The organism is Chloroflexota bacterium (genome assembly GCA_016887485.1).
Lineage (GTDB): Bacteria > Chloroflexota > Anaerolineae > Anaerolineales > Anaerolineaceae > Brevifilum.
In genome coordinates this window covers 188,551-202,898 of record CP069394.1, presented here as the reverse complement: position 1 = coordinate 202,898, position 14,348 = coordinate 188,551, and the positions used below count along the sequence as shown (strand labels likewise).

Annotated in this window: 13 protein-coding genes; 10 read left to right on the top strand and 3 right to left on the bottom strand. The window is 52.4% G+C overall.

Annotated elements, in window-relative coordinates; genetic code table 11:
- Positions 1 to 11 precede the first annotated feature (11 nt).
- Positions 12 to 1,166 carry a cell division protein FtsZ gene (ftsZ, locus tag JR338_00930; protein QRN84321.1) on the top strand — a complete coding sequence of 385 codons (1,155 nt, stop codon included), beginning with the start codon at positions 12 to 14 and terminating at the stop codon, positions 1,164 to 1,166.
- 227 nt (positions 1,167 to 1,393) lie between these two features.
- Here ftsZ and ptsP read toward each other — a convergent pair whose 3' ends face one another.
- Positions 1,394 to 3,133, bottom strand: a complete 1,740-nt coding sequence (gene ptsP / locus JR338_00925) for a phosphoenolpyruvate--protein phosphotransferase (GenBank protein ID QRN83351.1) — start codon at positions 3,131 to 3,133, stop codon at positions 1,394 to 1,396.
- Positions 3,134 to 3,544: 411 nt separating this feature from the next.
- Here ptsP and nrdR point away from each other — a divergent pair, with 411 nt between their 5' ends.
- The 9 genes from nrdR to JR338_00880 all read left to right on the top strand — a co-directional run bounded on the left by nrdR (position 3,545) and on the right by JR338_00880 (position 12,466).
- Positions 3,545 to 4,000 carry a transcriptional repressor NrdR gene (gene nrdR, locus JR338_00920; GenBank protein QRN83350.1) on the top strand — a complete coding sequence of 152 codons (456 nt, stop codon included), beginning with the start codon at positions 3,545 to 3,547 and terminating at the stop codon, positions 3,998 to 4,000.
- Between the two features lie 24 nt (positions 4,001 to 4,024).
- Positions 4,025 to 6,628, top strand: a complete 2,604-nt coding sequence (locus JR338_00915) for an adenosylcobalamin-dependent ribonucleoside-diphosphate reductase (GenBank protein ID QRN83349.1) — start codon at positions 4,025 to 4,027, stop codon at positions 6,626 to 6,628.
- Positions 6,629 to 6,745: 117 nt separating this feature from the next.
- Positions 6,746 to 7,570, top strand: coding sequence for an alpha/beta hydrolase (locus JR338_00910; GenBank protein ID QRN83348.1), 825 nt, complete (start codon positions 6,746 to 6,748; stop codon positions 7,568 to 7,570).
- 48 nt (positions 7,571 to 7,618) lie between these two features.
- Positions 7,619 to 8,254 carry a deoxynucleoside kinase gene (locus tag JR338_00905; GenBank protein QRN83347.1) on the top strand — a complete coding sequence of 212 codons (636 nt, stop codon included), beginning with the start codon at positions 7,619 to 7,621 and terminating at the stop codon, positions 8,252 to 8,254.
- Between the two features lie 219 nt (positions 8,255 to 8,473).
- Positions 8,474 to 9,070: a sigma-70 family RNA polymerase sigma factor gene (locus JR338_00900; GenBank protein QRN83346.1), complete on the top strand. Its 597-nt coding sequence runs from the start codon at positions 8,474 to 8,476 to the stop codon at positions 9,068 to 9,070.
- Positions 9,051 to 9,602 carry a hypothetical protein gene (locus tag JR338_00895; protein ID QRN83345.1) on the top strand — a complete coding sequence of 184 codons (552 nt, stop codon included), beginning with the start codon at positions 9,051 to 9,053 and terminating at the stop codon, positions 9,600 to 9,602. Before JR338_00900 ends, JR338_00895 begins: the two co-directional genes overlap by 20 nt.
- Positions 9,599 to 10,645 (top strand): polymer-forming cytoskeletal protein, encoded by a 1,047-nt coding sequence (locus tag JR338_00890; GenBank protein ID QRN83344.1) that lies wholly within the window; start codon positions 9,599 to 9,601, stop codon positions 10,643 to 10,645. Before JR338_00895 ends, JR338_00890 begins: the two co-directional genes overlap by 4 nt.
- 71 nt (positions 10,646 to 10,716) lie before the next feature.
- A complete protein-coding gene (locus JR338_00885; protein ID QRN83343.1) occupies positions 10,717 to 11,571 on the top strand; it encodes a hypothetical protein in 855 nt (284 codons plus the stop codon).
- A gap of 205 nt (positions 11,572 to 11,776) precedes the next feature.
- Entirely contained in the window at positions 11,777 to 12,466 is a 690-nt protein-coding gene (locus JR338_00880) for a response regulator transcription factor (protein ID QRN83342.1), read from the top strand.
- On the opposite strand, the gene nadD is transcribed toward JR338_00880, so the two are convergent.
- Positions 12,463 to 13,086, bottom strand: coding sequence for a nicotinate (nicotinamide) nucleotide adenylyltransferase (gene nadD / locus JR338_00875; protein QRN83341.1), 624 nt, complete (start codon positions 13,084 to 13,086; stop codon positions 12,463 to 12,465). The two genes, JR338_00880 and nadD, sit on opposite strands and share 4 nt — an antisense overlap.
- Positions 13,074 to 14,333: a GTPase ObgE gene (gene obgE / locus JR338_00870; protein ID QRN83340.1), complete on the bottom strand. Its 1,260-nt coding sequence runs from the start codon at positions 14,331 to 14,333 to the stop codon at positions 13,074 to 13,076. Before obgE ends, nadD begins: the two co-directional genes overlap by 13 nt.
- Positions 14,334 to 14,348: the final 15 nt, after the last annotated feature.

The following is a 14,348-nucleotide window of genomic DNA, read 5'->3' as shown; positions in this document are numbered from 1 at the left end:
CAGAGGAGTTAATCATGGATAGGAATCTACAACCTGAATCATTTGCAAGGATCAAAGTTGTGGGAATCGGTGGCGGCGGCTGCAACGCTGTCAACCGGATGATCGATGAAGGTCTGACCGGCATCGAATTCATCGCTGTCAACACCGACGCCCAGGCTTTGCAGTTCTCAAAAGCCAAGGTCCGTGTGCGGATTGGAGATAAATCCACCCGCGGTCTCGGCGCAGGCGGTGATCCCAAGATCGGCCGGACTGCAGCCGAGGAATCGGCTGAGGAATTATATGAAGTATTGAAGGGCAGCGACATGGTCTTCGTGACCGCTGGTCTCGGCGGCGGTACCGGCACCGGTGCAGCCCCCGTAGTGGCCCAGATCGCCAAGGAGATCAACGCCTTGACCATCGGCGTGGTCACCCGCCCCTTCACATTTGAAGGCACCCATCGAGCCAACTCCGCTGAAATCGGCGCAGCTGCCCTCAAAGAACACGCCGACACCCTGATCGTGATCCCCAATGACCGCCTGTTACAGATCGTTGATAACCGGGCCGGCCTGCAGGATGCGTTCAAGGTCGCCGATGACGTTCTCCGCCAGGGCATCCAGGGTATTTCCGAATTGATCACCGTCCCCGGTCTGATCAACCTGGACTTCGCCGATGTCCGCACGATTATGTCCGAAGGCGGCGCAGCGCTGATGGCTGTCGGCCAGGCTTCCGGTGAAGATCGGGCCATCAAGGCAGCCGAACAGGCTATCTCCAACCAATTGCTGGACGTCACCATCGATGGCGCTCGCGGCATCCTCTTCAACGTGACCGGCGGCGACAGCCTCAAGCTCTTTGAGGTGAATCAGGCCGCTGCCATCATCAAGGAAACTGCCCACCCCGAGGTTAACCTGATCTTTGGTGCTGTGATTGATGAGAGCCTGGGTGATGCACTGCGGATCACTGTAATCGCCACTGGATTCGAAGGCAATAGCATCAACACTCGCCGGGAGACCAAAGTCGAGACTAAACAGAACACCTATGCGAAGCAACGCCCCCTGGACGGTATTCTAAAAGAGGAAAATACCGGAGAAACTTACGAACCCCGCAGGGACACCTACGAGTTCCCCACCCGGATCAACACCGACGATCTGGATGTGCCGGCATTCCTGCGCAAACGCAGCCAGAACTAATTTATTACTGAACTGACGTTAACACAATAAAATGCTGCTCAACTCATTGAGCCTATTCGGAGGGTCGATTGTTTACCAGGCGACTGGTATGCCTGGTACGCGCCTCTCGCAACAAACTATACCGGTTAATTAACTCCTCGCTTCTCGATTAACGGTATTGGACAAAAGAAAAACGCAGGATTGCAGCCTGCGTTTTTCTGTTAAGTCAATTTAAATGTCGAAGTTGGTTAAAGTTCGATGCCTAATTTCACTAAATAGGCTTCGCTGGCCTTCATCACCTCTTCGGCATCATTATAAGTCAATACTTCATCCGCGAAGGGAACACAATCTGCTTTACGCAGGGATTTCATAACCCGTTTAATCAATGGCACCCGAGCCGGGGACATGCTAAATTCGTCCAGTCCCAAACCCAGGAGAATTGGCGCAGCCAGGGGTTCACCCGCCAGTTCACCGCACAACCCTACCCACTTGCCCTCAACATGGGCGCAGTCAATGGTCCGTTTGATCAAGGTCAACACCGCAGGATTCAACGGGTTGGCCAAATGAGCCACCTTGCTGTTGGTGCGATCCACTGCGGTGGTGTATTGGGTCAGGTCGTTGGTGCCAATGCTGAAGAAGTCCACTTCCTTTGCCAGCCGGTCTGCCATCAAAGCTGCCGAGGGAACCTCAATCATGATGCCGAATTGAACCGTATCCGTAAAGGGCTTCCCTTCCGCTTTTAATTCAGCCTTAGCTTTCTCCATCACAGCTTTCGCCGCCCTGATCTCTGCCAGGCCGGAAACCATCGGGACCATAATACGTAAGTCGGCGCCAACGCCAGCCTGTAACAAGCCTTTGAACTGCTGCAGGAAAATATCCTCGGCGCCATCCAACATCCGGACGCCGCGCCATCCCAGGAAGGGATTGAGTTCTTTAGGTAGATCCAGATAGGGGATCACTTTATCGCCGCCGATATCCAGCGTCCGAACCACGATCGGCAGTCCGGCATAGATATCAAAGACAGCTTTATAAGCTTCAACCTGTTCTTCCACGGTTGGCAGAGCATTGCGATCCAGATAGAGGAATTCAGTCCGGAAGAGTCCAACGCCTTCAGCGCCGTTCTGGATTCCCAGGGGCGCATCCGAAATGCCCCCTACATTGGCAACCACTTCCACGCGTTCGCCATCCGCTGTCACAGCATTTGCCTGGGCAGCATCACGGGCTACTGCCTGTTGTTCCTCGGCAACTTTTTCTTTTTCAATGAAAGCGGAAAGGGTCGCCTCATCAGGAGTGACCATCACGGATCCCAGATTGCCATCCACCATGACCATGGTGCCATTTGGAATGGAAAGAACTTCCTCGCCTAACCCGACAACTGCCGGGAGCCCAAAAGCTTTAGCCAAAATGGCCGTATGGGAGGTAGGACCGCCACGACCAGTGGCGAAACCGAGGACAAGGTCTTTATCCAGGCTGACAGTATCTGAGGGAGTCAGGTCATCACCTAGAATGATCGCAGGATGGGTTAAAACCGTTCCGCCAACCGAAATGCCTAGGAGGTGTCCGAGTACCCGCCGGCCGACATCGCGGATATCCACCGCACGACTGCTCAGGGTTTCATCCGGAATTGCTTCCATCATTTGAGCGAAGTATTCAATGGAATCCATCCAGGCTTTTTCTGCATTGACGCCGGATTGGATTGATTTCTTTGCCCGGTCCAGAAGGGCCACATCTTCAAGGATCATCCGATGGGCCTCAAAAATCTGAGCCTCATCGCTTTTAGCACGTTCCCCCACCTCGTCCTTAAAAGCTGAAAGTTCTTCCTGCCCTTTTGCGCAGGCATCCAGCAATCGTTGGTCTTCCTTATCAACGTCCTGGACTTCGTAGTTGGGGATATCCAGCTTTTCCTGCGTAACAATAACGGTCTTGCCATGTGCCAACCCAGGTGCTGCTGGGATACCATTCAAGGTCTTGCTCTCTTTACCAATCAAAGGTTCCTCCTGCTGAAAACGATATAATATTAGCGTCTAGTATAATCCCGTTTTTTTGCGCGAGGTCAGATTTTTGGGTTTTTTGGGGCCATGTCATAGAAAACATGAAGTTTGACATTATTGAAACATTAACCTTGTCAACCGGATTTTTCAAATCTTGTTAAGCTTTTCTAAACATTTTAATTTGGTTTTAAGAGCCCAGCGATTTTTCCCCTTAATTGTCAGGCCGCCATATTAAAAAGTTAGGCAAACACCGAAATTTTAAGAATTATATGCGAATCTTTCCTTGATTCCACTATAGCGCTATGCTAAAATAATACTCTACCTGACGGGTAGGGGGCCGCACTATACCCACCCCCATATATAGGGGTACGTTTATTCATGCCAATAATTGCTTCACGAAGGGGCTCTATGCTTTGTCCTTATTGTCAGTATGAAAAATCCAAAGTCGTTGACACAACCAAAGATGCCCCCGGCGGCATCCGGCGGCGACGCGAGTGCCTGAAATGCGGTGAGCGTTTCAGCACTTTGGAGCGACCCATCCTGGCGACCCCTCTCCTCATCAAGCAGGACGGCACTCGAGAGGAATTCAACCGGGACAAATTATTAGCAGGGATCCGAATTGCGTGTGCCAAAAGACCTGTTTCAGCGGCGGATATCGAACGTCTGACGGGCGAAATCGAATCCCGCCTTCAAAGAATGGGCAAATCTGAGGTCTCATCCCGTGTGGTTGGCGACCAGGTCATCCAGGGGCTCAAGGAACTCGATTTTATTGCTTACATTCGCTACGCCATTGTTTACTTACAACTGGATGACTTACACGCCATCCGCGGCGAAATCGATCGTCTTTTATCCGAAGAATTTTAATTGTAATCATCAAGGAGTCTTCCCATGGCTGACAAAGCTGGTCTTCCATCGACTGGTTTATTTTCAACACCACCTGTTCCTGAAGGTATCCCGCCCATTGAACTATCCAACAACTCACGCGAGGTGCTTGCCCGGCGCTATCTCCGGCACGGGAAAGATGGCGCACCGGTCGAAACCGTCGATGAGATGTTCTGGCGCGTCGCCTATCATGTTGCCAAAGTAGAAGAAGAATGGAACAGCGATATCGATGAACGGGCCCGCGAATTCTATACAATGCTGACCGAGAAGCGCTTCTTCCCGAACTCCCCTACTTTCACCGGAGCGGGGACACCCCTCGGGCAGCTGGCAGCCTGCTTTGTACTCCCAATTTCCGATGACATGGGCCGCCGTGGGGATGGCATCTTCACCACCCTGCGCAACGCAGCCCTGATCCAGCAGACCGGCGGCGGCAATGGTTTCAGCTTTGCCCGCCTGCGCCCCTCCGGGGCTCTGGTCAAATCCTCTGCCGGTCAAGCCACCGGTCCAATCGGCTTCCTGCGGGTTTACGATGAAGCATTTGGTGAGATCGCTCAGGGCGGCACCCGGCGCGGCGCTAATATGGGCGTGTTGCGGGTCGATCACCCGGATATCGAAGAATTCGTCACCTGCAAGACGGACGAAAACGCGATCACGAACTTCAACATCTCCGTCGGCATCACAGATGCTTTCATGGAAGCCGTCAAGGAAGATTTGGAATGGGAACTGCGCTTCCCGGATGTCAACGCTCCGGAATATTCTGATTTCAACGGCGATCTCGATGACGCCATGGAGCAGGGCATCCCAATCAAGACTTATAAGACCATCCGGGCTCGCGACCTCTTCAACAAGATCGTCATCCAGGCCCATCACAACGGTGAGCCAGGTATGCTCTTCCTGGACGCCTCCAACCGGCAGAACCCCGTTCCCCACCTCTACCGGCTTGAGGCAACTAACCCCTGCGGCGAGCAGTGGCTGGGACCCTATGAGAATTGCTGCCTGGGTTCCGTCAATTTAGTCCAGCATTTCGGTCCAGACCATACCGTGGATTGGGACACCCTGCAAAAGAGTGTCGAATCAGCCACAACCTTCCTCGATGATGTCGTCTCCGCCAACGCTTATGTCCCCGCCGTCTCCGAACTAAAAGAAGCTGCTCTGCGTGCCAGAAGGATCGGCCTGGGCCTGATGGGCCTGGCGGATCTACTCTATCACGTCCAGATCCGTTATGGCAGCCCGGAAGGTCAAGAATTTGCCGCTCAGGTAATGGAATTCATCCGCTATCATGCCATGAAGACTAGCATCAACCTGGCCAAAGAGCGCGGTGCTTTCCCGGCGATCAAGGGCAGCCTCTATGACCCCAAAGCGCTCAAATGGCAGCCGCCAACTCCCCTCAATGTATTCGAACTGAATTTTGAACGCCCCAACCTCAATTGGGATGGCATCGTCAAAGATCTCAAGAAGCATGGCATTCGCAACGCCGCCCAGACAACCATCGCCCCCACCGGAACGATTGCAACTGTTGCGGGATGTGAAGGCTATGGCTGTGAGCCAGTCTTCGCCCTGGCCTACATCCGCCATGTCAACGACAATGGCAAGGACCTCCAACTCAACTATGTCAGCCCGCTTTTCCAAAAGGCTCTGGAAGACGCCAACATCGAGCCGGGTATCCGTGAAGCCATTATTGATGCCGTGATCGAAACCGGCACCTGCCAGCAAGATGAAAACCTGTCCGCCAAAATCAAAGATGTATTCGCTGTTTCTTCCGACATCAACGCCGAAGAACACGTCCGCATGCAGGCAGCCATGCAGGCCTTTGTGGACAACAGCCTCAGCAAGACCATCAACTTCCCCAGCACTGCCACTCCGGATGACGTCGCCAAAGCCTACCTGTTGGCCTGGGAATTGGGCTGCAAAGGCATCACGGTTTATGTCACCGGCTCTCGGGACCAGGTGGTGCTTGAGACCAAGAAGACTGCCAAGAAGAAATACGAGATGATCGAAATTGAGGCCCTGGATTCTGAACAGTCCGCCCTCGCAGAAGTCTCGGAACAGCTGCCCTTCTGGCGTGAGACCAAGAAACCCCGCCCCCGCTACCTGAAGGGCTACACCTACTCGATTGAGACGCCGCTGGGCAAAACATTCGTGACCGTCAATGAAAATGGCGGCAGCCAACCCTTTGAGGTCTTCGTGAATACCGCCAAGGCCGGCTCAGAGACCGCTGCGCATTCGGAGGCAATTGGCCGATTGATTTCCTACCTATTACGGATTTCATCCCCCGTTGAGCCCCGCAAACGCCTCAAGACCATCATGGATCAACTGGGCGGCATCGGCGGCGGTCGTTCGCTGGGCTTCGGTGCCAACCGGGTCCGCTCCCTGCCGGATGGCATCGCCAAGGCCCTGGACGAATACCTCTACATCCGCCATTGGGAAAACGAGGCTGATATAGAAGAAGACGACCTCAGAGACGCCCCCACCCTGCCTATGGACGGGCTGGACTCCCCCGAGCAGGGTAACCGGATCATCGGTGAGCTCTGCCCTGAATGCGGCATGGCAACTCTGGTCAACGAAGAGGGCTGCCGCAAATGCTACACCTGCGGCTACAGCGAGTGCTAATCCAATAAACCATCAAAACGGGCAAGGTTTCTTGCCCGTTTTTTGATTCTGTGAAAATTAGGATTACAATTAATTTAATCTTGAACCAAATGTACTGCAACTTCTCGGAGGGAGAAAATGTCAAAGGACTGGACTCAAGGCACAGTCAAAGTTGATGATGGCATCGAAATTTTCTATACCCGGACCGGTAAGGGCGAAAAGCCTGCCATCGTGCTCGCTCACGGTATCACGGATAATGGACTTTGCTGGGGGCAATTAGCCGCTGATCTGGAGACCGATTATGATGTGATCATGTATGACGCCTACGGTCACGGGAAATCATCCCGGATTGATCCTAAAAAGCGCTTCAATATGGTGGAGGACCTGCACGATCTCATCCTGGCACTTGATCTGAAGAAGCCCTGTGTCATGGGACACTCAATGGGGGCTGCCACAGCCGCCGGTTTCGCTGCCCGCTATCCCGGCTGGCTCAGCTGCCTGGTGCTGGAAGATCCGCCCTGGACTGATACAGTCTTTACTGAAAAGCAAATCAAGGAAGGCCTGCAGAATTGGAAAAAGGGCAACCTTGCTGCGAAGGAAAAAACTGTCAAAGAACTGATCAAGGCCAAAGGAAAAGACGCCCGTAAATGGGAAGAAGCTGTCCTTGAGCCCTGGGCAGAATCGAAACTTGAGATGGATCCCACCATTTTTGATCATATCCCCCAGGAACGGACAGCCTGGCAAGAGATCGCCCAAGCCATTGACGTCCCCTCCCTGCTGATCGCTGGCGATAACGCCCTCAACGCGATCGTGACGCCCAAAGTAGGCGTGGAAGCTATGGAACTCATGGGGTTCTGCGAATTCGGACATATCAGCGGCGCGGGGCACTGCGTACGCTATGAGCAATATAAGCCCTATCTGACGATGGTAAAGCTGTTCCTGAAGCGGAACCTGCCTGCGTAATCAAAAAACTCATGCGTGATTAGTTTTCATTTATAGATTGGAACCTTAATGCCTAAACGACTGATCTTACTTGCTGGAAATATTGGTGCCGGAAAGACATCCCTCACAGAAAGGATTGGCGAAAGTCTCGGTTGGGTCACAGCCTATGAATCCGTCGTCGATAATCCCTACCTGCCGGATTTCTATAAGAGCATGCGGGACTGGTCCTTCCATTTACAGGTTTATTTCCTCGGTCATCGCGCCGATCAGCACATTCACCTGGCTGAGCTCCCTGAATCTGCCATTCTGGACCGCAGCATATATGAAGATGCCCATATCTTCGCCCGCGCGCTGCATCATATGGGCAATCTGAATGACCGGGATTACGAATCCTACCTCCGGCTCTACAGCCTGATCGTCACCCACCTACCAAAGCCTGACCTCCTGATCCACCTTGAAGCTCCGGTGCCTGTTCTGATGGAACGCATCCGGCGGCGTGCCCGCAATATTGAGACTGGGATCAGTGAAGACTATCTCGCCCTCCTGGCACGCTTCTATGACGAATGGATCAGCGAATTTGACCTCTGCCCGGTGCTCACCATCCGCAGCGACGACCTCGATTTTGTACATGAGACCAAGCATCTTGATATCGTCGTTCAGCGGATCAATGAGAGACTTTCCGGCAGAGAAGAGATGGTCTTTTAGTCCCAAATAGATGAAACTGACCGTCAAACTGGCCAAAGAGCGGTAATTTGACGGTTTCAGCCAAAAAATCCCTACGACCTGATGGGGTTGACCCTGTCCACATGACTGGTTCAACCTGCGATCAGGTGCATATAATTTAATTACTCCTCAGGTAAAATTTCCTGCAACTTTTTTAATCAAATACCGTATATCCTAGTAGAGGAGCGACAAGGAGACATTGTGGAAGCACAAGAAGCCCTTTGGATTACCAAAGCGCTGGATGGAGATGATTCGGCTTTCGGGCAATTGGTTGAACTATACCAACGGCCTGTCTTCAGCCTATGCTATCGCATGCTGGGGAACAGTAAAGCAGCCGAAGATGCCGCTCAAGAAAGCTTCCTTCGGGCCTATACCCATATAAAACGGTATGACCCGAAACGTTCTTTTGCAACCTGGCTGCTGTCTATTGCATCTCATTATTGTATTGATCAGATGCGCAAACGCAGACTGGACACCGTCTCTACCGACGCCCTCCCAGCGGAGATCGTTGCTGACCATAACGCCCCCAATCCGGAAAGAGAATTCCGGTCAAGGGAAAAGGAAGCGATGATCCAAAAATTATTGAACGACCTCAAACCGACAGACCGCGCTGCTATCGTCCTGCGATATTGGCATCAATACTCAGAAGTTGAGATCGCAGAAAGCCTCAACTTGAGTGTTGGCGCAGTCAAGAGCAGGCTCTTCCGAGCCCGTCAAGCCCTGGCAAATGGGATGACAGCCGAAGAAGCCACCTTGCCGGTGAGAGAAAGGAGACCTGATGAGTCACCAGCCCTATGAAACCTGGTTATTGTCAGAAGAAAATTTGGATGAGGAACAGCAGAAGGCCCTGCAAACGCATCTGGAAGGATGCCAGCAGTGCAAACAGCTCTCCCACTCATGGAACCAGGTGCAAATCATGATCAACTCCAGCAGCGAACCTGAGCCCTTGCCGGGTTTCAGCCATCGTTGGGAGAATCGTCTGGCCATCAGACGACAGCAGCAACAACAGCGCAAGATGTGGTTCCTGACGCTAGGACTTTTCGGTCTGGCTTCCCTCATTTTCCTCGGCCTGGCCTCGATTAACATCTTCGGCCCCTCTTTCAACTACCAATTCAGCCAGACCTTTGCCAGCCTGGCCCGTTCCATCGCGAGGATCAGCTATTTCTGGGATCTACTCAGCTCTGTGGTCAAATCCTTCCCCCTGGTATTGCCTCTCTTGGTGATTCTGGGCGTGGGCGGCTTCTCAGCCTCCATGGCCCTGATCGTCACCTGGTTCAGTTCATTGATTAAGTTCTATCACCCCGTCAAAGAAGGAGTATTTGAGTCATGAAGAAAATCCAAAAGGTCCTTCAAATCTTTACATTCGTGATCATTCTGGCCCTACTCATCCCTGTACCTGCCGTCCTGGCAGCGCCTGTTGAGGATGGCCGCACAATCTTCGGAGAAAGTTACACACTTGAAGATGGCGAGATTCTCGATGGTGACCTGAATGTCTTTGGCGGTGTGGTCAATGTCATGGAAGGCGCCATCGTCACAGGCAACATCCTCGTTGTTGGCGGTGTCGTCACCGTGGATGGCACCGTGCAAGGCAATATGACAGCGGTAGGTGGCACAGTGACCCTTTCAGATAATGCCTACATTCAAGGGGATTTGATCTCACCCGGGAGTTATGTCAATGTCAGCGAGTCCGCAACCATCCTGGGCGATATTATTCATGACTGGACCCTTCCGAATACCGATATTGAAATTCCGAATGTTCCTGCCCCGCAGGTAGTTCAATCCCCAGGTTCTGGGGTTATATCCGCCTTCACCTGGATCGCCCGTGAAATTGGGCAGCTTCTGGCAATCGTTGCCCTGGGCGCTCTCCTTCTGCTCATCCTGCCGAAATCCGCAGACGTGATGACCGAGGCGCTCATCTCCCAACCATGGACAATGCTTGGATTTGGAGCGCTCACAGCCGTGGTCATGGCGATTGGCGGCGTGATCCTTTCACTGACCATCTGCCTGATCCCCGTGGTGGCCCTGTCCGGTTTGGCTTTCGCCATCGCTCTGTTAGTCGGCTGGCTGTCATTGGGTTATGAGCTTGGCAAACGGATGGCGTCCAGCATCTTCAAGACCACCTGGCACCCCGTCCTGACGGCCGTTTTGGGCAACCTGGCCCTCTACCTTCTGGCACGCTTCCTCTGGATCATCCCCTGCCTCGGCTGGACCCTTGTGATCCTGACAGCGCTCTTTGGGCTGGGAATGGCTGTGGTAACCCTTGTTGGCACCAACCCCTATCCTCGAACACAAACTTCCCGCAATGAGCAGGAAGTCCTGACCTTTGAAAAATCTGTGGAGCCTGAAACCGATCAGAATCAGGAAGAATCCTGATTTCCCGGAACAGGGTGTTCCACCCCAAAACTGGCACGAAGATTGCTGCTCTAATTGGGAAGGAGAACTTTATGAAGAAACAACTGATTTTTGTGATTATCGCCCTGGCACTATCCAGCTTTGCCTGCTCAATCAGCAATATTGAAATGAAAACGATTGACACCCAAACTGTGATGATCAATGAGGCTTTGCCCACCAATTTGGCCGAGACCGAACTGGCCTTCACGATGACTGGCGGGACATTCAACATCACCCCCGGCTCCACCAAACTGGTTACCGGAGCGATCAATTACAATGTTGAAGATTGGGAACCCCAATTCACTCGGAGCAACAATTTATTCGAGATCAAACAGGTCAATCCCTACAGGATTTCCGGCATTCCAACCAATGATGTCGTCAATGAATGGAATTTTGCCCTGTCTTCTCTGCTGCCACTGAGCCTCGAAATTGAAGGCGGCGCCAGTGAAAACGACTTCAATCTGACCGGCTTGCAACTGACCAACCTTAAGATCATTCAGGGAGCCAGTAAAACAACCGTGCACTTTGATGCGCCTAACCCGGTCAACATGGATGAATTCACCTTCACCACCGGCGCTTCATCCGCCTCACTCACCGGGCTGGGAAATGCCAACTTCAATACGATGAGCTTTTCTGCCGGCGCTGGCGATTACACGCTAGATTTCACCGGTACGCTCGCTCATGATGCCGAAGTCGACATCAAAGCAACCATTAGCAACATCACCATCATCATCCCCGCCGGGATGAAAGCCGTCATCATCAACGACGGAACGGTGAGCAACTTCAACACCGAAGGCACCTGGCTGCTCTCCGATGACACCTACACCACCATGGAAGAAGGCCCAACACTGACCATCAATTTGGATATGGCCGTCGGTAATGTCACACTGATCCATCTCGATTCATAAATGAAAAAACACTAAACAATTGATTACTGAATTGTTGACAAATGATTAAACCTATGGTTTAATATGTTTACTCACTGGCCGGGTGCCCCCCTCACCCGGTCAGTGAGCTTTTTAACGCCAATTATCCTGCCTGGCCGCTATTGATTTCAGTTTATATTCTGATAGAATAAATAGATGACATTCTTTTCGGTGAAAGGGGAAATAAATGGCAGAAACGATTAATCTCGCAATTCTGGAAGATCATCAAGCTACCATTGATGGGTATATCCATCGTCTTTCCGATTATCCTAATATCAAAATTGTTGGCTCATGTCTCTTTAGTGAATGTCTGAAAAGCTTGCTGAAGAAGAAAAAGGTGGATATGCTGATTCTGGATATTAACGTGCCCATCAGCGAAGAAAATCGTAACATCCAGCCGATCCACAAGCTTTTAGCCGAACTAAAACTCTCCCACCCGGAACTATCCATCCTGGTGATTTCCATGCACTCTCAAAGGGCCATGATTAAAAGCATCCTCGAATCGGGCACTAGCGGCTATATCCTCAAGGATGATTACGACAGCATCCGCAACCTGGGCAAGATCATCGAAACCCTGGCAGAGGGTGGCAGCTATATGAGCAATCGTGTTCGGGATATCTTCTTCAACGGTCACGCCGCTGACTTCACCCTCACTCCGCGTGAATTGGAAGTCCTATCGGTTTGCGCAGCCTATCCGGATGAAAACACAGCGGTATTGGCAGAGCGGCTTGATATTGCCAACCCAACCGTACGGAATTTCCTGCACAAAATATATCTGAAATTACAGGTTCATGGCCGCGCAGCAGCCATCCTTAAAGCTCAGGAAATGGGGTTAATCCCCAGTGTCAGTTCCCCCCAGGATAACCAGAACGGCTAGTCCTGATATAAACCTTTCTCATGGATATAGCGGTAAACCTCCGGCGTGAGGTAATAGCGATACGCCCGTTCATCAGACACCCTTCGCCGGATCTGATTAGCTGCGATCTCTAATAATGGGGCTGTGACGAAATTCAGCTTATCTACCAGCATCGGCAGGACATCCAACAACTCGGAAATATCAATCTCATCCCCCGGTCGCCGCATCACGCCGATTCCGTCCAGCGCGGATAGAAATTCTTCCGGCCGATACCAGTGCGGCAGGTCCTGCAATGAATCCCCGCCCATCAGATAGATCAAATCATCTTCAGGATATTCCAACCTCAGCAATTCCACGGTATCCAATGCATAGTGCGGTCCAGGTCGGTCAATATCCACATGTGAAAGCACAAAACCTGGGTCATCAGCAATTGCCAGCCCCACCATCGCCAGCCGGTCCTCCAGAGACGCAATCTTGCTCCCCTGCTTATGCGGCGGGTCAGGCGTCAGCACCCATATGGTCTGGTCCAGATTCAATTGGTCCCTGGCTTCAGCCGCCAGGATCAGATGACCAATGTGCGGCGGATCAAATGTACCGCCAAATATGCCAAGGCGTTTAGAGGTCACTTCTAGTCCTGCCATTCCAGGGCGTAATCACCAATCATGACCGTATCGCCTTCTTCGATGCCAGCCTCACGCAACGCCTCCTCCACCCCGATGTTTTCCATCAGGCGTTGGAACCGGCGGACAGATTCACGATGTTCCCAATAGGTCATCACTGCAGCGCGCTCAATAGCTTCACCGCTGACCACCCAGCCTTCTTCCGTCTGTTCAATGGTGAAAGCCCGCGGGTCTTCCGAAGCCCGGTAAACCGGCATTTCCTCGACCACCTCAGGTTCCGGCGCATTTTCAAGCATGGAATACGTCTTCCACATCAACGTGTCCACATTTTCGTGGCTCACTGTGGAGATCGGCAAGATCTCATAGCCAAGGTCCTTAATTTTTTTCTCAATTTCAGGCCAGCGTTCCTGCACAAAGGGTAAATCCATCTTGTTGAAAGCGACAATCTGGGGCTTATCCGCGATCTTCTCATCATAGAGCGCCATTTCGCTGTTGATCTGCGAGAAATCCGAGAGCGGATCGTCCGAAAGCCCATCCAGCACATGGATCAGCACCCGTGTCCGCTGGACATGGCGCAGGAATGAAAAACCAAGGCCCACGCCCTGATGCGCCCCTTCAATCAGGCCAGGAATATCCGCCAGCACCATCACAACATCGTGATCCAGCCGGACCACGCCGAGGTTTGGCGACAATGTCGTAAAGGGATAGTTGGCAATCTTTGGCGTGGCGTTGGAGACCACCGATAACAAGCTGGACTTGCCCGCGTTGGGCACACCCACGATGCCGATATCGGCAATCATTTTCAGCTCCAGGCGCAGGTTCTTCTCTTCAGCAGGTTCGCCCTTCTCAGCCATCCGAGGGGCCTGATTGCGGCTGGTGGCATAATGCTGATTGCCCCGCCCACCTCGGCCGCCTTTGGCAACCACCAATTGCTGGTAATCATCCACCAGATCACCCAACAAATCGCCGGATTGGGCATCATAGACCAGCGTTCCAGGTGGCACACTTACCACAAGGTCCTGAGCTGATTTTCCGCTCATATTGTTCGGTCCGCCGGGTCTGCCATCATCGGCAATATAGCGTGCCCGGTGGCTGAAGTCAAACAAGGTATTGATCTTGGGGTTGACTTCGAGGATCACGGCCCCACCACGGCCACCGTCACCCCCATCCGGACCGCCCCGAGGGACATATTTTTCTTTATGGAAATGGACCATCCCGTCGCCGCCGCGGCCGGATTGCACATAGATTTCTGCTTCATCAAAGAACATGGATAATTTTCACTC